This is a genomic window from Phenylobacterium sp., assembly GCF_004799515.1.
Lineage (GTDB): Bacteria > Pseudomonadota > Alphaproteobacteria > Caulobacterales > Caulobacteraceae > Phenylobacterium.
The window spans coordinates 1-18,139 of record NZ_SSMX01000010.1; the positions used below are offsets into that span (position 1 = coordinate 1).

Sequence of the window (18,139 nt, forward strand, 5' to 3'; positions counted from 1 at the left end):
TCTCCGAGCGCGAGAGCCACGCCGCCTACTTCCTGCAAGAGCAGGACATGACCCGCTACGACGCGGTCAACTACATCGCCCACGGCATCGCCAAGAAGGCCGGCGCAGCGGAATCCAAGCCCGTGAAGGGCGCCTCGGACGACGAGGACAAGCCCACCGTCAAGACCGGCGGCGAGGCGCTGGAAGCCTACTGTGTGAACCTCAACGAGAAGGCCAAGCAGGGCAAGGTCGACCCGCTGATCGGCCGCTCGGCCGAGGTGGAGCGCTGCATCCAGATCCTGTGCCGGCGCACCAAGAACAACCCGCTCCTGGTGGGCGACCCTGGCGTTGGCAAGACCGCCATCGCCGAGGGCCTGGCGCGCAAGATCGTCAACCACCAGGTGCCCGAGGTCCTGGCGGGCTCGACCATCTTCTCGCTGGACATGGGCTCGCTGCTCGCCGGCACCCGCTACCGCGGCGACTTCGAGGAACGCGTCAAGCAGGTGGTCAAGGAACTCGAGAACCATCCCGACGCGGTGCTGTTCATCGACGAGATCCACACGGTGATCGGCGCGGGCGCGACCTCAGGCGGGGCGATGGACGCCTCCAACCTGCTGAAGCCGGCGCTGGCCTCCGGCACCCTGCGGTGCATGGGGTCGACCACCTACAAGGAGTTCCGCCAGCACTTCGAGAAGGACCGCGCGCTCGTCCGCCGGTTCCAGAAGATCGACGTCAACGAGCCCACCATCGACGACACGATCAAGATCCTGAAGGGCCTGAAGATCTACTACGAGGAGTTCCACAAGCTCCGCTACACCAACGACGCCATCAAGGCGGCTGTGGAGCTGTCGGCCAAGTACATCAACGACCGCAAGCTGCCGGACAAGGCGATCGACATCATCGACGAGGCCGGCGCCAGCCAGATGCTGCTGCCCGAGGGCAAGCGGAAGAAGACCATCGGCCTGAAGGAGATCGAAAGCGTCGTCGCCAAGATCGCCCGCATCCCGCCGAAGTCGGTGTCGAAGTCCGACACCGAGGCGCTGAAGCAGCTCGAAACCGACCTGAAGCGCGCGGTCTACGGCCAGGACGACGCCATCGAACAGCTCTCCGCGGCCATGAAGATGGCGCGCGCGGGCCTGCGCGACGGCAACAAGCCGATCGGCTGCTATCTGTTCTCGGGCCCCACCGGCACCGGCAAGACCGAGACGGCCCGTCAGCTCGCCTCGACGCTGGGCATCGAACTGCTGCGCTTCGACATGAGCGAGTACATGGAGCGCCATACCGTGAGCCGCCTGATCGGCGCGCCTCCCGGCTATGTGGGCTTCGACCAGGGCGGCCTCTTGACCGACGCGGTGGATCAACACCCGCACGCCGTCGTCCTGCTGGACGAGATCGAAAAGGCGCACCCGGATGTCTACAACATCCTGCTGCAGGTCATGGACCACGGCGCGCTGACCGATAGCAACGGCAAGAAGATCGACTTCCGCAACGTGGTCCTGATCATGACCACCAACGCCGGCGCCGCCGACGCCCAGCGCAACTCCATCGGCTTCGGCCGCGGGAAGCAGGACGACGAGGCCGAGGAGGCGATCAAGCGGGTGTTCACGCCGGAGTTCCGCAACCGCCTCGACGCGGTGGTGGCCTTCAAGGCGCTGACGCCGGAGATCATCCGCCAGGTGGTGCAGAAGTTCGTTATCCAGCTGGAAGCCCAGCTGGCCGACCGCCACGTCACCATCGAGACCACCGACGAGGCGGCCGACTGGCTGGCCAAGAACGGCTTCGACGAGCTCTACGGCGCCCGGCCGCTGGCCCGGGTCATCCAGGAGAACATCAAGAAGCCGCTGGCCGACGAGATCCTGTTCGGCAAGCTGGTCAAGGGCGGCCACGTTAAGGTGGTGCTGCGCGACGGCAAGTTGGCCTTCGACATCGAGGGCGACGACCACGAGCCGGGCGCACCGGTCATCGAGGCGCCCGCCGCGGCGGTCGAGGTGGCCACGGTCGACTAGGCTTCGCCGGTCACCTTCAGAGACGAGAAGCCCCAGGTCCGCGCCTGGGGCTTTTTCGTGGACGGCTGGTTCAGTCCACGAACGGCTGGCGGCGGACGCCAGCCAGTACGGCGCGGGCGACCAGGATCGGGGCGAGCGGAGCCGGCCAGCCATTGCGCTTCGGCCAGGCCCAGCGGCCGGTCCTGACGTTGGGCGGCATCCGCAGGTCGAGGTCGCCCGCCGCCTCGTCCGAACTCATCGGCGTGTAGTAGAGGCAGTCCTCGAAATAGCAGTGGACCACCAGGGACCGGCGCGTGGAATCCGGGTCGAGGATCGGCGCGCCGCCGTGCGCCAGGTTGGCCGCCCAGACCAGGGCCTGGCCCTTCTTCAGCTCGGCTTGCCGCCGTGGCAGGCCGGCACCATCGATGCGCTCGGCGAAGCGTGGCTCGAAATGCAGCGCATAGTCGTCCGGCTGGGCGCGGCCGGCGTTCACGCCCGCATCGCGCATCGTCATCACCGGCAGGCGGTGGCTGCCGGGATAGTAGACCAGGGGGCCAGCGTCGGGCCGCACGTCCTCAAGCGCGATCCAGACGCCGCACATGAAGCGCGCCGGCACGCTGTGGAAGTGCACGGTGTCGGCATGCAGCGCCTGGGTGCTGCCGCGCCGGAAGTTGAGCGTCTGGAAGGGAAACGGGTCGCGTCCATAGGCCGCGCGCAGCCGCTCGCGCATGGCCGGCCAGACCGCCAGGCGCCGCACGGCGGGCGACCGGCGCCAGGCGTCCTGCACGCGCACCGCGCCGGCGTCGAAATAGGCTTCGGTCTCGGCGACGGCTTGGTCGCAGAGGGCGCGGGCCGCCTCGCCCAGGTCGACCACCGCATAGCCGTCCCGCGCCAGGTCGCGGACGAAGACCTCGGCGTCGGCGTCAAGACCGGCCCTCGCCAGATAGGCGTCCAGGCCGTCGCTCTCGAACCAGGGAACGTCCGGCAGGCTCACGCGATCTGGGCCGCGATCTCAGCGGCGAGCGCCTTCAGCTCCGTAGGATCGGCCATGCCGCCGGCCGCATGGCGACCCAGTTCGACGCCCTCCCAGCGCGGGATGATGTGGAAATGCAGGTGGTAGACCGTCTGGCCGGCGGTCGCGCCATTGAACTGCGTGACCACCAGGCCGTCGGGCTTCAGCGCCGCGCGCACGGCGCGGGCCACCCGCTGGACGCCCAGGATGACCTGGGTCAGCACCGCCGGCTCCTCGTCCAGCAGGTTGCGGGCCTGGGAGTGCTTGGGGATCACCAGGGTGTGGCCGCGGGCCTGCGGGAAGACGTCCATGAAGGCGAAGACGTGGTCGTCCTCGAACACCCGGGCGGCCGGCGCCTCGCCACGCAGGATCTTGGCGAAGATGTTGCCGTCGTCGTAGGTCCCGTCCAAGCTCATGACGCTTAAGTCCCCCTGATTGTAACAATCGTAGCAAATCGCTCTGGAGGGTGAAACGATGGCCGCCGGCGATGACAAACTGACGCCGCCCAGCGGGCTTTCGCCGCGCCAGCAGAAGTGGTTCGCCTCGGTGCAGGCCAGCCTCGAGCGCGACACCGGCAAGACCCTCGAGGAATGGGTGGCGATCGCCAGGACCTGTCCGGAGACCAAGCCCCGCGCCCAGGCCGCCTGGTTCAAGGCTAACTACGGCCTCTTGCAGAACCGCGCCATGCACGTGCTGTCTGTCGCCTTTCCGTCCGAGACCGGCGGCTGGGCCGAGGCCGATGCGCTGCGCGAGGCGCTGTGGGCCGACCCGGCGTCGCGGGCGATCCTGGAGGCGGCGCAGGCCGCGGCCACCGCCCTGCCCGACGTGGTCATGGGCCAGCGCAAGCAATTCACCGCCTTCTCCCGCGAGTTCCAGTTCGCCTCGCTCCGGCCGGTGAAAGGCGGCAAGGCCATGCTGGGCCTGGCGCTCGCGCCCGACGCCGACCCGCGCCTGGAAGCGCCGAAGAACGAGAGCTGGTCGGAGCGGCTGAAGGCCCGGATGCTGCTGGAGAGTCCCGCCGACCTCGATCCCGCGCTTCTGAGACAGGCGTGGGAGCGGAGTTAGCTCTCCGCCTTGAACGGCGAATACTCCTCCGCCAGCCACTCCATCTCCTGCTCGACGCCCTGGCGTTCCTGCATCAAGAAACGTTCGACGGGACCGCGCAGCGCCGGGTCGGCGATGTAGTGGGCGGAGTAGACGGGCCTCGGCAGATAGCCGCGGGCGATCTTGTGCTGGCCTTGCGCGCCGGCCTCGACGCGGGCCAGGCCGTGGGCGATGGCCCAGTCGATGGCCTGGTAGTAGCAGAGCTCGAAATGCAGGAAGGGCACGTCCTCGACGCAGCCCCAGTTGCGGCCATAGAGGCAGTCGTCGCCGATCAGGTTGAGCGCGCCGGCGATCCAGCGCTCGCCGCGCCTAGCCATGACCAGCAACACACGGTCGGCCATCCGCTCGCCCAGCAGCGAGAAGAACGGCCGCGACAGATAGGGCCGGCCCCACTTGCGCGAGCCGGTGTCCATGTAGAAGCCAAAGAAGGCGTCCCAGTGCTCTTCGCCGATGTCCGCCCCGGTCAGGCAGAGTATCTCAAGCCCCTGCCCTGCGTCGCGGCGCTCGCGCCGGATGGTCTTGCGCCGGCCCGAGCTGAGCGCCCCCAGGAAGTCCTCGAACGCAGCGTAGCCGCGGTTCTCCCAGTGGTATTGCTGGCCTTCGCGCAGCGCCAGGCCCTGCCCGCCCATCCAGCGCCACTCGGCCTCGGTGGGGAAGTTGATGTGCAGGGACGAGGTCCCGTAGCGCTCGCAGAGCGTCAGCGCCCCGCCCAACAGGAAGGCCCGCGCCTCGTCCTCATTCACGTCCGGCCGGGCCAGCAGGCGCGCGCCGGTGGCCGGGGTGAAGGGCGCGGCCGACAGCAGCTTCGGATAGTACTGCCCGCCCGCCCGCTCGTAGGCGTCGGCCCAGGCGTGGTCGAAGATGTATTCCCCCTGGCTGTGGGACTTGCGGTAGAGCGGCATGACCGCGGCCACCCGGCCCGCCTCATCCTCCACCGCCAGATGCGTCGGACCCCAGCCGGTGCGCTCCACCGCGCAGCTCGACTCTTCCAGGGCGTCCAGGAAATCGTATTGGATGAACGGGTTGCCGGCGTAGGCGGGGTTGGCGGCGCAGGCGTCCCAGGCCTCGCGCCCGATCTCGGCGATGCGGCGGGCCACGGTGACCGCCGGCTTCAGGGCGGTCATCGGAGCCTCAGCAAGGGGCGAAACCTTCGAAGATCAGGTTGTCGCAACTGTCGCGCACCGCCTCCCACTGCTCCGGCTTGCGCACGGTCCAGGCGATGACCGGCAGGCCCTCGACGCGCAGGCCGCTGGCCGCCTCGCTGGGCAGCATGTCGAGGCCGAGCGCCAGGAAATGCGGCCGGGCGATGGCCACATGCTCCAGCCGCGCGAAGCTGCAGCGCTGTTCCTCCGAAAGCTGCGGGGCGCGGTCGTAGGAATAGGAATCGAGGCCGCGCAGGACGCCCGGGAACCGCTCGGCGAACCAGGCGTGGCTGTAGGGGTTGAAGCCGATCACGCAGACCGGGCCCGCGTGGTCGATGATGATCTCGTGGGTGCGCTGCTCCAGCGGCCCGACCCGGCCGTAGGGCGTCTTCAGCTCGATATGGACCAGCGCCCGGCGGCCGACCAGGGCCAGGGTCTCGACCAGGGTCGGGATGCGCTCGTCTGTCCCCTTCAGGCGCAGCTCGGCCAGCTCGGCGGCGGTGCGGTCGCCGAGCCGGCCCGGCGCGCCGGTCATCCGCGCCAGGTCGTCGTCGTGGAAGACCATGGCCTCGCCGTCGGCGGAAAGCTGCACATCGAGTTCGATGCCGTAGCCCGCGGCGCAGGCGGCCTGGAAGGCGGCGAGCGAGTTCTCCGGCGCCCCATCGGGGCTCCACAAGCCGCGGTGCGCCACCGGCGGGTGGAAGAGCCGCTCCCACGCCTCGCCGAATTGCGCCTGCCGTTCGGTGTCTCTCACCGGATGGCCACCACCGCGTCGACCTCGACGGCGAAGTTCATCGGCAGGCGATAGACGCCCACCGCCGAGCGGGCGTGGCGGCCGGCGTCGCCGAAGGCCTCGACCATCAGGTCCGAGCAGCCGTTCACCACCTGCGGGATCTCGATGAAGTTCGGGCCGGCCTGGACGAAGCCGCCCAGCTTGACCACCCGCACCACCCGGTCGAGGTCGCCTTCACAGGCGGCGCGCATCTGGGCCAGCAGCGATAGGCCGCACAGCCGGGCCGCGCGCTTGGCGGCCTCCATGTCGACATCCTCGCCGACCACGCCCTTGATCCCGCCATTGGCGTCCAGGGACACCTGGCCGGAGATGTGGACGAGGTCGCCTACCCGCACGAAGGGGACGTAGTTGGCGACAGGGGCGTTCGGCTGCGGCAGGACGATACCGGCGGCGGCCAGGCGGTCTTCGATCTGTGACATGGGCGAAGGTCTAGCGCCCAAGTTCGCCGGAGAACAGACACCTCACGAGAAAAGGGCCGGAGCTTTCGCTCCGGCCCTTCACGCCCATCGGTCCCGTACTAACGCTGGGGCCGTACGCGGGAGACTGGTTGTCTTAGCGAGCGGCTTGCAGGCGCTCGACCATGGCGGTCATGCGCTCGTTCAGCGGCTTCATGCTGTCCTTCACCGAGGCCGAAACGGTCTCGGTCATGCGGCCCATCTCGGCCATGTAGGCTTCCAGCGCGGTCTTGGCGAAGGAGGTCTGCAGCTCGACGACTTCCTGCACGCTCTTGGCCGAGGTCAGCGACTTGGCGGCCGCGACGTTCGACTCGAAGGAGGTCTTGGAGAAGGCCATCGCCTGGGCGCCCAGGGCTTCCGCGCCCTTGGTGGCGGCGGTGACCGAGGCCACGACCGCTTCCAGGTTCTTCTTGGAATGGGCGTTGGCGTCGTTCAGGGCGGCGAGGGTCTTCTCGACGCCGTCCTTGAAGGCGGTGTTGGAGGCGGTGGTGAACTGGTCGACCGTGGACTTCACGGCTTCGGCGGCGGCGGCGGCCATGGTGAGCTCCTGGTTTGAGGGCGGTACGGACGATCCGGGGGTGATCGCCGATCAACGCAGGGCTGTTGTCTCATGTTGCAGTGCAGCAGTCAACGACTTTTGTGCACTGCACAACGACGTGAATGGCGAACGAGTCGCTTGCGGGCCAAGCGGTTTCAGCCCATCTGCGGGCGCCGCGACATTTCAGCCCGTTCAATTCCTGTTTACTCTAATTTCAGGTTCAGGCTGTCATGCTACGGAGATTCACGAGCAGTCTGACGCTGTTCGCAAACCTTTGATTCGACGGACGAAGCATGATCGCCACGCGCGCCCGCCGGCTGTTCCTCGCGTTAGGTCTGGCCGCCACCACCGCCCTGGGTTCCATCGCCACCCCGGCCGCCGCCCAAATCCCCTATTTCCAGAACCTGCTGGCGGCCTCGCAGACCAAGTACGCGGCCGTCGTGGTGGACGCCAAGACGGGCGAGATCCTCTACGCCAAGCATGCCGACAGCCCGCGCTACCCGGCCTCGATCACCAAGGTGATGACGCTCTACCTGACCTTCGAGGCCCTGGCTTCGGGCAAGCTGCACCTGGAGGACCGGGTGACGTTCTCGCCGCACGCCGCGGCCCAGGCGCCGTCGAAGCTGGGCGTGCGCCCCGGCGACTCCATCTCCGTGGACGAGGCCATCGAGGCCATGACCACGCTGTCGGCCAACGACGCCGCCGTCGCCATGGGCGAGAAGCTGGGCGGCACGGAAAGCCGCTTCTCCGCCCTGATGACCCTCCGCGCCCAGGAGCTGGGCATGCAGAACACCCACTTCGCCAACGCCAACGGCCTGCCCGACAGCCGCAACCTGTCGACGGCCCGCGACATCGCCATCATGTCGCGCGCGGTGATGCGCGACTTCCCGCAGTACTACCACTACTTCAGCCTGGAAGAGTTCCCGTTCCGGGGCCGTGAGATCACCAGCCACAACCATCTGCTGGGTCCCGGCGTGGACGGGCTCAAGACCGGCTTCACCAACGCTTCGGGCTTCAACATCGCCGTCTCCGGCGTGCGCGACGACCGCCGCCTGATCGTGGTGGTGATGGGCGGGCCGACCCGCGTGGCGCGCGACCAGAACGCCGAGGACCTGCTGCTCACCGGCTTCGACGTCATGCGCCGCCGCGCCAACGGCGAGAAGATCGTCGTGGCCCAGAACATGTTCGAGCCGACCGAGTTGAACGGCCCGGTGGTGCGCCCGCCGGTGGAACAGGGCGATGGCGACCAGGATTCGCTGAAGATCCAGCTCACCGGCGCGCCCGCCGCCAGGGCCGGCAAGGTCACGGTCGAGACCCGCGCCCACATCACCAAGGCCAAGTGGGCCGTGCAGGTGGGAGAATTCCACTCCAAGTCCGAGGCCCACGCCCAGATCGCCTTGGTCGAGAAGAAGTTCGCCGACCATTTCGACGGCGCCCGCGGCGCGGCCGACAAGGCCGGGCGGCGCTACAAGGCGGTGTTCACCGGCCTGACCGAAACCGACGCCAAGGACGCCTGCCACGCCCTCAAGGCCCGGCGGCTTGCCTGCGTGGTGATCGACCCCGCCTGATCTGACGGGCTGGCGAGCCGGCGCCTTCGAACTCGCCGGGAACTAGTCGCTCAGCAATCGATCGCGTGCGGCGTTGAGCTGCGCCGCGAGGCCCGTCGTGCCGCCCTTGTCCGGGTGGGCCATGCGTATCAACCGGCTGTAGGCGGCCTGGATTTCGTCAGCCGTGGCGTCAGGCCCAACGCCCAGGATCGAGCAAGCCTCCTGACGGCTCATGCCGCGCTCCGGCGGCGGCGGAGGGACGGCCGCCCTCGGCCCGTTGATCCGCGCCGAGGTCACAAGCCACAGGCCCAGGATCACCAGGATGATCGAAATCTCCCAGCCCCCGCGTAGGCCAACGTAGGCGGCCGCCGCGAAGGCCGCGAGCGCGAAGGCGCCGGACAGCAGCCGCCACTCCCGGCGCTTGAACACCGTCTGTCCCCGCCCGAGCCCCACCAACAGCCACAGGATCGCCGCCCCGAAGGCGAGGTAGAGCATGGGCGCCTATTCCGCGGCGATCTGCTCGGCGTCAGAGAAGCCGGAAAGGCCGAGCGCGGTCATCAGGGCCCGCAGTTCCTGGCGCGCGGCCACGTGCTGCAGCGACATGACCACCGGGCGGATCGACGGCGACAGGTCCGCCACCGTCAGGCCGAAGGGGAACAGCTCGCGGTAGATCACCCGGTCGCGCAGGCCTGGGCCGATGCGGAAGCCGACCTTGCGCGACAGCGCCTCGATCCTCTCCTCCAGGCGCTTGCGGTTGCGCGCCTCAGTCGGCGCCAGGCGGTTGCGCAGCACCACCCAGTCGATCTGCTTGCGGTCCTTGACCGCGCGGGCCTTGCGGCTTTCCCAGACCGTCTCGGAATAGAGGCTGTGGCGCTTCAGCTCGAGCGTCACCGGGTCGACCACGCCCAGCATGTCGAAGTCGACGAAGCTGTCGTTCATCGGGGTGACGATCAGGTCGGCCAGGCCATGGGCGGCGCGGCTGATGGCGGTGTCACTGCCGGGGGTGTCGATCAGCACGAAGTCGGCGCGCTGGGCGACGTCGGCGAAGGCGTCCTCGAAGCGGGCCAGGGCCTCGGCGTCGGAGGCCTTGGCCAGGGTCTTGCCATCGGCGCTCAGCGGATGTTCGATCGGCATCGGGGCCGTGACGTCGTTGGCGGCCAGCCACGCGCGGCGGTTGGCGAAGAAGTGGCCCATGGACTGCTGGCGCAGGTCCAGGTCCAGCACCGCGACCTTGGCCTCGGCGTGCAGCAGGGCTGCGGCGGTATGGATGGCGATGGTGGACTTGCCCGCCCCGCCCTTTTCGTTGCCCACCACGATGACGCTGGCCTGCGGCATGGTCTTAAGTCTCCGGAAACGAATCGGCTGAGGGCCGACTCACGTCTGGCCTAGGTGAGCGCGCCGGGCGAAGCGAGGTCAACGCGCCGATGGCCGCCGGCTGTGGATTGGCCGGCGCGGAGGCCTACCAGGCGCCCACTTCGCGCAACTGGCGGGCGAGTTCGGCGGGAACGTCGCCGAAGCTGTCCTGCGCCAGATCGGGCGGCGCATCCTTGCCCTCGAGATAGCGCCAGCCCTGGAAGGCGCGGCGCGGGGTCGGCGCCACGCGCAATGGGGTCTCGTCGAGCGTCACCTCGCAGCGGGCGGCAGGCCCCTCGCCCACCGTGTTCACGTCCAGGATCGCCTGGCGGCAGAGGATCATGCCTTTGAAGACGCGGTAGACCGAACCGCCGTCCATCAACTCCGCCGCCCGCTTGGGCGTCTGCCGGGTGCGCAGGATCCAGGGCTGGCCGGGCGTGTGGGCCGCCCGCCATTCGAGCAGCTCCTCGACCGTGTCGCAGCCGACCACCAGCTTGATCATGTGCAGGACCATGACCTTGGATTAGGTCGCGCCCTCCATTTTGGCCAGAGGGGCTTTGGCCGCAGACGGTCTCAGCCGCCGGCCCAGCTCGGCTTGCGGCGTTCCAGGAAGGCGCGCACGCCCTCCTGGCCTTCCTCGCCGACCCGGGCTGCGGCGATACGCTTGGCGGTCTCCTCCATCAGCCCGTGATCGATCTCGCGGCCGTAGACGTCGCCCACCAGGTCCTTGGCGTCGGCCACCGCGCCGGGCGCGCAGGCCAGCATCTCCGCGCCGATCCGATCCCGCGCGGCGTCCAGCGCCGCGGCGTCGGCCACGACCTCGCTGACCAGGCCGATGCGCAAGGCGTGCTCGGCGTCGAAGGCCCGGCCGCTGGCGAACAGGCCGCGGGCCGCCCGCGGCCCGATGGCGGCCACCACATAGGGGCTGACCGTCGCCGGGATCAGGCCCAGCTTGACCTCGGAGAAGCTGAAGCGGGCGTCCGCCACGGCCACCGCCGCGTCGCACGCCGCCACCACGCCGGCGCCGCCGCCGAACGCCGCGCCCTCCACCAGGGCCACCGTCAGGTGCGGCAGGTCCCAGAGCGCCTTCAGCATGCGGGCCATGGCGAAGGCGTCCTCGCGGTTGTCGGCCTCTGTGCGGTCCACCGCCTCGCGCATCCAGTCGAGGTCGGCGCCGGCGCTGAAGGTCCCGCCCGCACCGCGCAGGAAGACGACGCGCACGCCCTCGGCGCCGCGCAGCGTCTCGAAGGCCTCGGCCATGGCGGAGATCAGGCCGGCGTCGAAGGCGTTCTTCTTGGCCGCCCGGTTCAGGGTCACCGTCACCGCGCCGCTTTCCGTCCCCTCGATCCGCACCAGGTCGGCGGTGGGGCTCACGTCCGGCAACTCGACCAAAGGATCGGCGATGGGGTTCGACATGGCGGGGTCCTTTATCTGCGCGCCAGCTCAGCGTCTCGGGCCGCGCCGCGGCGCCGGCGGAAGCGACCGCGAAGCCATAGCTCCGACTCTCCGGGGGCGATAGGCTCTGCGCCTGTGTCCCGGCTGCCTGACATTCCCGACGAGTCGGCGCTGGCGCGGCTCTTCCATCAGGAGCGCGTGCAGCAGGAATCCACATGGTTCTCCCTGCCTGGCGGCCAGACCCTGTTCTCGGCCGGCGACAGCTCCGAGGAGTTGTTCTTCGTGCGCGCCGGGCGGCTTGGCGCCTTCCGCCGTGAGCCAGGCCACGAGACCCAGTTCCTGGGCGTGATCCGCCCGGGCGAGCCGGCCGGCGAAATGTCGCTGATCGCCGCCGCGCCGCACTCCGCCGACGTGGTCGCCCTGCGCGACAGCGAGATCATAGCCGTGCCGCGCGACGTCTTCTTCGAGGCCTGCGAGGCCGACACCGCGGTGATGATCGAACTCGCCAAGCTTATGATGCTGCGCTCGCGCCAGGCGGTGACAAAGGGCGGGGTCGGCGAGCCCTCGGTGTTCGGCTTCGTCTCACTGGGCCAGACCGGGCCCCTGCGCGCCCTCGTCGACCGCCTGACCCTGGAGATCGCCCGGCTGGGCTACAGCGTCACCACCATCGGCCACGAGGCGCAGAGCGCCCCCACCGAGTGGTTCTCCGACGTGGAGAAGACCCACGACTTCGTCCTCTACGTCGCCGAGGCCGCCGACGGCGGTTGGCGGCAGATGGTGGCCCGGCAGGTGGACCGGCTGTTCCGGGTCGGCCGCGGCGACCGCAAGCCACCGCGGGAAGAGGCCGTCCACGACGTGCCCTCGCCGTTGCAGGCCCAACAGCTCGTCGACCTGATCCTGCTGCAGCCGCCCGACCTGGCGCGGCCGGAGGGCTCCGAGGCCTGGCTGGACGCCGCCACACCGGCGCGCCTGTTCCACGTGCGCCGCGACCACGACGGTGACCTGAAGCGGATCGCCCGTATCCTGACAGGCCAGTCGGTGGGTCTGGTGCTTTCCGGCGGCGGGGCGCGGGCCTACGCCCATGTGGGCGCGGTCCGGGCGCTGCGCGAACGCGGCGTGCCCATCGACTTCGTGGGCGGGGTCTCCATGGGCGCGGTGATCGCCGCCGGCGTCGCCATGGGCTGGACCGATGCCGAGATGGACGAGCGCATCAAGGAGGCCTTCGTCAACACCAGCCCCCTGGCCGACATCGCGCTCCCCCTGCTGGCCATGACCCATGGGCTGAAGGTCAACGAGCGGCTGGCGCACCACTTCGGCGACACCCAGATCGCCGACCTATGGCTGCCGTTCTTCTGCCTGTCCTCGAACCTGACCACGGGCGCCTATCAGATGCACCGCCGCGGCCTGTTGCGCCGGGCGCTCCGGGCCTCGGTCTCGCTGCCCGGCATCCTGCCGCCGGCCATCGACGACAACAATGTGCTGGTGGACGGGGCGGTGATGAAGAACTTCCCCGCCGACGTGATGCGCGCCAGCCAGCTCGGCCCCATCGTCGGCGTCGACGTCACCCAGGGCCGCAGCATCACCGCCGACGACGTGGCGCGGCCGGCCTCGGTCTGGCGCTGGATCTGGTCGGGCGAGTGGAAGAAGGGGCCGCCGATCGTCTCGCTTCTGATGCGCACCGCGACGGTCTCCACCTCCCGCGACCTGACTGCCGCACGCGACGCCACCGATGTCCTGGTGATGCCCGACGTGTCGAAGGTGGAAATCCGCGACTTCAGCGCCTACGCGCCCGCCGTGGCCGAGGGTTACCGCGCCACCCTGGAGGCGCTCGACAAGCTCTCCGTGCCCGTCCAGGCGGTGCGCCGCCGCCCCAGCCTGGACGAGCTTGCGGCGCAGAAGACACGGCCGGCGGCGATCGGCTGAAATGCGCCACGGCGACGTTTGCGTGTGCGCCGGAACCGACCCATATTCGAGATCCTTGCTCAAGCAACTGAAAGGAGGTGATCCAGTGTCTCACCGCAATCAACCGGAAATGTCTGCTGGATCAACGTCCTACGGGGTGGCCCGCTGACGTTGGATCTACGCCGTTTCTACGGGCTGACCTTTCCGTGATCGGTGTGGGCGGGCTGGGAAACCAGCCCGCCCTTTCGATTCTCGGCGTTATCGTTCGGGGCGCTACTGGCGGAAGGCCAGGGTCAGATGGACGGAGCGGCCGGCGCCCACGTTGAGGTGGTTGTCGTCGAGGCCGTCGTAATAGTGCTTGTCGAACAGGTTATCGACGTTGACCTGCAGGCTGAGGTCCGGCCTCAGCTGGTAGCGGGCGAGGACCGAGAAGGTCGCGTAGCCTGGAACCTCCTGGCGGAAGCCGTTCGGGTCGGGAACGGAGGCCGGGACCCGGCTCGAGGAATAGTCCATCCCGCCGCCCATTGTCAGCCGGTCGGTGACGTCATAGGCCGAGAACAGCCGCAGGCTGTTGCGAGGCGCGTCCTGCAACGGCTGGCCGACGTCGTTGTTAGGCGAGGAAATGATCTTGGCGTCCAGATAGGTGTAGCCCGCCAGCACCACCCAGCGCGGGGTGATATGGCCCTGCGCCTCCAGCTCGACGCCCTCGCTGCGCGCCGTGCCGGCGATGGTCTCCAGGCTGGGGTCGGTGGGCGACGGCTCGCGGAAATTATCCTGCACCGTGTCGAACGCCGCGGCCGACAGCAGCAACTGTCGGTGGTTGAACTCCCACTTGATGCCCGCCTCGACGGTGTGCTCCCGCTCCGGCGCCAGGTCCGCCGTCGTGGCGCTCAGCGAGAGGTCCTCAGCCGAGGGGTCGAAGGAAGTGCCGTACATCACGTAGATGCGGCCCGCCGGCGCCGGCTTGTAGACGAAGGCGGCGCGGTAGGACGGCTCGGTGTCGTCCTCGTGCAGGGTGAGCGGGGTCGGCACGGAATTGTGGAAGGTGGCGTCGAAGCGGTCGATGCGGACCACGCCCTCCGCCTCGAACAGCCGGCCATATTCGATGGTGTCGCCGACATAGGCGCCCAGCGTATCGGCGGTGAAGTTCACCTGCGACTTGACCTTCGTCACCCCGCTGAAGAGGGCGTCTTCGTCGGGCGAGATCAGGTTGGTCCCGGGCACGCCGGAATAGCTGTTGGTGGTGGGATCCGAAGTCTGCCGGCCCACCTCGCCGCCGAACACCAGCTTGTGGGTGAGGCCCCAGAGCTGGAACCGGCCGGAGACATCGGCCTGGTCCTCCAGGAAGCTCTCGGTGGATTGCAGGCCGCGCACGGTGCGGGTGACGGTGACCTCGTCGAGCGGCGTGCCGGGCGCGACGATCGGGGTGACGCCTGGCTCGACCCCACGGAAGTTGCGCGAATAGTAGGCGTAGCGGGCCTGGTCGTTGAAGGTCCAGCCGGGCGCCAGGTCCTGCTTCAGGGCGACGGTGGCGATGTCGGCGTTGGTGCGGGCGTAGTCGTCCTTGAAGCCGTAGTAGTTGCCCCAGGGCACGGCCGCCGGATGGCTGACGTTGGTGCCGGAGATGTCGATCCACGGCACGCCGTAGTCCGGCCGGCCCCACTGGGTCTGGTGCATCAGGCCGACGGTGACCTCGGTAGGCGTACCCATGCCGAAGGCCACTACCGGCGAGAGGCCGAAGCGGCTGGTGTAGACCTTGTCGCGGCCCGCCGTTGGCGAATAGTCGGCCATGCCGTTGATCCGCACCGCGCTGGTGGCCGACAGCGGGGCGTCCACGTCGCCGGTCAGCCGCCCCAGGCCTTCGTCGCCGCCGGTCAGGGTGGCGGCCGTGAACCCGTCGAGGCTCGGCTTCTTGCTGACGTCATTGATCGCCCCGCCGGTCGAGCCGCGCCCGAACAGCACCGAGGACGGCCCGGTCAGCACCTCCACCGTCTCCAGGTCGAAGGGGTCGCGGTAGTACTGGCCGAGGTCCAGCTGGCCGTCGCGGTAGATGTCGAACCGAGCGCTGAAGCCGCGGATCTGAACGTTCGTGCCCTGGCCGCTGTCCTCGTCGGCGTGATTGCTGACGCTGGGGTCCAGGCGCAGCACGTCGCGCAGGTCGGTGAGCCCGGCCAGTTGCATCACCTGCTCGGTGATGAGCGTGATGGTCTGCGGGGTCTCAATCACCGGCTCGGTCAGGAGCGGCAGGGCCAGTTTGCGCGGCGCGACCACCTCGACGCCCTGGACGCTCTGCGCCGCCGCCGGCCGCTTCGGCGCGGGCTTGTCCGGCGCCTTGATGTCGACGCCGGAGACCTGGTTGGCGGGGGCCGCGGCGGCCTCGTCCGTGTTGGCGCCAGCTTGGGCCGCGCCGGCTTGCAGTCCCGCAAGGATCAGCACCGCCGCGGGCCACGCCACGGCCGAATCGCGAATAAGACGCCTTCGCAGGTTCATACTGACCGCCCTCATGATCACCCCTTCTACCCGGCCCTTGGCCGCACGCGCACAAGCCGGGACATCGCCATGAGAACTGTGACATTGCCGTGATAGTCGGGGCGGTTGTCGGCCCCTTGCCTTCCCCGGCGCCTGTCGCGAAGGTCGCCGCTCGGCTGATTTGGAGCTTGGGCATGGTGAAGCGGCGTTTGGCGATCCTGGCGGCGGCCTGCGCGTTCGCCGTTCCGGCCCTCGCCGCGTCCGCCGGTCCTCATGGCGACCTCGCGCGCCTCAAGGCCGAGGCCGCGGCCGTCACCATCGTGCGCGACGACTGGGGGATCGCCCACGTGCACGGGAAGACCGATGCGCAGGCGGTGTTCGGCATGGTCTACGCCCAGGCGGAAGACGACTTCAACCGCGTCGAAATGAACTACCTGACCGCCCTCGGCCGCACGGCGGAGGCCGAGGGCCAGGGCGCGATCTGGGCCGATCTACGCTACAGGCTGTTCGTCGATCCCGTTGACCTGAAAGCGAAATACGCCGCCAGCCCGGTCTGGCTGAAGGCGCTGATGAACGGCTGGGCTGACGGGCTCAACTTCTACCTCGCCACCCATCCGCAGACTCATCCGAAGGTCATCCGCCACTTCGAGCCCTGGATGGCGCTGTCTTTCACAGAGGGCAGCATCGGCGGCGATATCGAGAAGTACGTCGCCCTGCCCCAGCTCGAGGCCTTCTACGGCGCCCCCAAAACCGCGGCGGCCAAGATCGAACTGGCCGAGGCCGAGAGCCTGAAGTTCAAGGAGCCCTCCGGCTCCAACGGCATGGCGCTCTCGCCCTCGATCACCAAGGACGGCCACGCCCTCCTGCTGATCAATCCGCACACCTCGTTCTATTTCCGCTCTGAGCTGCAGATGAGCAGCGACGCGGGGCTGGACGCCTATGGCGCGGCGACCTGGGGCCAGTTCTTCGTCTACCAGGGCTTCAACAGCCACGCGGGCTGGATGCACACCTCGACCGGCGCCGACACGGTGGACGAGTTCGCCGAGACCATCGTGCGCCAGGACGGCAAGGCCTTCTACCGCTACGGGGCGGCGCTGCGGCCGGTGACCGTCTCGACCATCACCGTGCCCTACCGCACGCCCGACGGGACCATGGCGTCGAAGGCCTTCACGGTCTTCCGCACCCACCACGGCCCGATCGTGAAGGCCGAGAACGGCAAGTGGATCGCGATCGCCCTGATGAACAAGCCCATCGAGGCCCTGGAGCAGTCCTTCGGCCGCACCAAGACCCACGACCTGGCCTCGTTCCTGAAGGTGGCGGAGCTGGACGCCAACTCCTCGAACAACACCCTGTTCGCCGACGACAAGGGCGAGACAGCGCTCCTGCTGCCGCAGTTCATGCCTAAGCGCGACAGCCGCTACGACTATACGAAGCCCGTGGACGGCGCCGATCCCGCCACCGACTGGCAGGGCATGACGCCCTTCGCGCAGATGCCGAAGGTGATCAGCCCGTCCGGCGGCTGGATCTACAATTCCAACGACAGTCCGTGGCGGGCGGCCGGGCCGGACAGTCCGAAGAAGGCCGACTTCCCCAGCTACATGGACCAGGCCGGCGACAATCCGCGCACGCCGCACGCGGTGAAGGTGCTGAGCGGCCATTCCGGCTTCACCCCGCAGACCCTGATCGACGCGGACTTCGATCCCTGGCTGCCGGCCTTCTCGCGTCTGCTGCCGGGGCTGTTCGCAGCCTACGGCGCCTTGCCCGCTAGCGACCCGATGAAGGCGAAGCTGGCCGATCAGATCGCGGCCCTGCGCGCCTGGGATGACCGCTGGTCGGCGGCCTCGACAGAGACCGCCCTGGCGGTCGGCTGGGGCGAGGCGATGTGGGCCAAGACCGCCGCCGACGCCAGGAAGGCCGGGATGCACGTGGACGACTACATCGCCGAGCGCGCCACGGCCGCCCAGAAGCTGGACGCCCTCGCCGAAAGCGCCGACCGGCTGACCCGCGACTTCGGGAGCTGGAAGGTCGCCTGGGGCCAGATCAACCGCTTCCAGCGGATCGACGACGCCATCGCCCCGCACTTCGACGACGCCCTGCCCTCGATCCCCGTGCCCTTCGCCTCGGCGCAGTGGGGCTCGCTCGCCTCGTTCGGGGCCAAGCGCTATCCCGACACCAAGAAGTACTACGGCTCCAGCGGCAACAGCTTCGTGGCCGTGGTGGAGTTCGGGCCCAGGGTCCGCGCGCGGGCGGTGACGGCGGGCGGCGAGAGCGGCGATCCGGCCTCGAAGCACTTCACCGACGAGGCGCAGCGGTACGCCTCAGGGAACTTCCGCGAGGTCTATTTCTACCCCGACCAGCTCGCCGGCCACGTCGAACGGACCTATCACCCCGGCGGTTGAAACAATTCGTGAGGTCCGAAAGCCGCCACAATCGGGAATTGCGGACGGGGCGGCGGTCGCCGTCGG

General features: G+C 69.0%; 16 protein-coding genes. 5 read left to right on the forward strand and 11 right to left on the reverse strand.

The genetic code is table 11. From position 1 onward, the window contains the following. Window positions 1-1,985 (forward strand): ATP-dependent Clp protease ATP-binding subunit ClpA (gene clpA, locus E8A49_RS04975; RefSeq protein WP_293377008.1); only part of this gene is annotated, 1,985 nt, incomplete at its 5' end. 70 nt (window positions 1,986-2,055) lie between these two features. On the opposite strand, the gene E8A49_RS04980 is transcribed toward clpA, so the two are convergent. Next, the gene (locus E8A49_RS04980) at window positions 2,056-2,958 is read right to left on the reverse strand and encodes a phytanoyl-CoA dioxygenase family protein (RefSeq protein WP_293377011.1); all 903 of its coding nucleotides are present in this window, start codon (window positions 2,956-2,958) and stop codon (window positions 2,056-2,058) included. Further along, a complete protein-coding gene (locus E8A49_RS04985; RefSeq protein ID WP_293377014.1) occupies window positions 2,955-3,392 on the reverse strand; it encodes an HIT family protein in 438 nt (145 codons plus the stop codon). The genes E8A49_RS04980 and E8A49_RS04985 overlap by 4 nt, the downstream gene beginning before the upstream one ends. Window positions 3,393-3,450: 58 nt before the next feature. Between E8A49_RS04985 and E8A49_RS04990 the strand changes: the two genes are divergently transcribed. After that, window positions 3,451-4,041: a DUF4287 domain-containing protein gene (locus tag E8A49_RS04990; RefSeq protein WP_293377017.1), complete on the forward strand. Its 591-nt coding sequence runs from the start codon at window positions 3,451-3,453 to the stop codon at window positions 4,039-4,041. Here the strand turns inward: E8A49_RS04990 and E8A49_RS04995 are convergent. The 4 genes from E8A49_RS04995 to phaP all read right to left on the reverse strand — a co-directional run bounded on the left by E8A49_RS04995 (window position 4,038) and on the right by phaP (window position 7,008). Further along, window positions 4,038-5,204: a GNAT family N-acetyltransferase gene (locus tag E8A49_RS04995; protein WP_293377020.1), complete on the reverse strand. Its 1,167-nt coding sequence runs from the start codon at window positions 5,202-5,204 to the stop codon at window positions 4,038-4,040. The two genes, E8A49_RS04990 and E8A49_RS04995, sit on opposite strands and share 4 nt — an antisense overlap. A 7-nt stretch (window positions 5,205-5,211) precedes the next feature. Beyond that, window positions 5,212-5,976, reverse strand: a complete 765-nt coding sequence (locus tag E8A49_RS05000) for a glycerophosphodiester phosphodiesterase family protein (protein ID WP_293377023.1) — start codon at window positions 5,974-5,976, stop codon at window positions 5,212-5,214. Further along, window positions 5,973-6,434, reverse strand: a complete 462-nt coding sequence (locus E8A49_RS05005; protein WP_293377026.1) for a RidA family protein — start codon at window positions 6,432-6,434, stop codon at window positions 5,973-5,975. The genes E8A49_RS05000 and E8A49_RS05005 overlap by 4 nt, the downstream gene beginning before the upstream one ends. 133 nt (window positions 6,435-6,567) lie before the next feature. Then, on the reverse strand, window positions 6,568-7,008 hold the full coding sequence (phaP, locus tag E8A49_RS05010) for a phasin family protein (RefSeq protein ID WP_293377029.1): 441 nt from the start codon (window positions 7,006-7,008) through the stop codon (window positions 6,568-6,570). A 293-nt stretch (window positions 7,009-7,301) separates the two neighbouring features. Here phaP and E8A49_RS05015 point away from each other — a divergent pair, with 293 nt between their 5' ends. Next, the gene (locus E8A49_RS05015; protein WP_293377032.1) at window positions 7,302-8,576 is read left to right on the forward strand and encodes a D-alanyl-D-alanine carboxypeptidase family protein; all 1,275 of its coding nucleotides are present in this window, start codon (window positions 7,302-7,304) and stop codon (window positions 8,574-8,576) included. A 42-nt stretch (window positions 8,577-8,618) separates the two neighbouring features. Here E8A49_RS05015 and E8A49_RS05020 read toward each other — a convergent pair whose 3' ends face one another. The 4 genes from E8A49_RS05020 to E8A49_RS05035 all read right to left on the reverse strand — a co-directional run bounded on the left by E8A49_RS05020 (window position 8,619) and on the right by E8A49_RS05035 (window position 11,324). Beyond that, entirely contained in the window at window positions 8,619-9,050 is a 432-nt protein-coding gene (locus E8A49_RS05020; RefSeq protein WP_293377035.1) for a DnaJ domain-containing protein, read from the reverse strand. Between the two features lie 6 nt (window positions 9,051-9,056). Next, the gene (locus E8A49_RS05025; protein WP_293377038.1) at window positions 9,057-9,890 is read right to left on the reverse strand and encodes a division plane positioning ATPase MipZ; all 834 of its coding nucleotides are present in this window, start codon (window positions 9,888-9,890) and stop codon (window positions 9,057-9,059) included. A 124-nt stretch (window positions 9,891-10,014) separates the two neighbouring features. Continuing rightward, on the reverse strand, window positions 10,015-10,422 hold the full coding sequence (locus E8A49_RS05030; RefSeq protein ID WP_293377041.1) for a DUF1489 domain-containing protein: 408 nt from the start codon (window positions 10,420-10,422) through the stop codon (window positions 10,015-10,017). A 59-nt stretch (window positions 10,423-10,481) separates the two neighbouring features. Beyond that, entirely contained in the window at window positions 10,482-11,324 is an 843-nt protein-coding gene (locus E8A49_RS05035; protein WP_293377044.1) for an enoyl-CoA hydratase-related protein, read from the reverse strand. Window positions 11,325-11,438: 114 nt separating this feature from the next. Between E8A49_RS05035 and E8A49_RS05040 the strand changes: the two genes are divergently transcribed. Further along, entirely contained in the window at window positions 11,439-13,226 is a 1,788-nt protein-coding gene (locus E8A49_RS05040; RefSeq protein WP_293377047.1) for a patatin-like phospholipase family protein, read from the forward strand. Window positions 13,227-13,478: 252 nt separating this feature from the next. Here the strand turns inward: E8A49_RS05040 and E8A49_RS05045 are convergent, their stop codons facing one another. After that, entirely contained in the window at window positions 13,479-15,659 is a 2,181-nt protein-coding gene (locus E8A49_RS05045; RefSeq protein ID WP_293377050.1) for a TonB-dependent siderophore receptor, read from the reverse strand. Between the two features lie 209 nt (window positions 15,660-15,868). Between E8A49_RS05045 and E8A49_RS05050 the strand changes: the two genes are divergently transcribed. Further along, entirely contained in the window at window positions 15,869-18,073 is a 2,205-nt protein-coding gene (locus E8A49_RS05050; RefSeq protein ID WP_293377053.1) for a penicillin acylase family protein, read from the forward strand. Window positions 18,074-18,139: the final 66 nt, after the last annotated feature.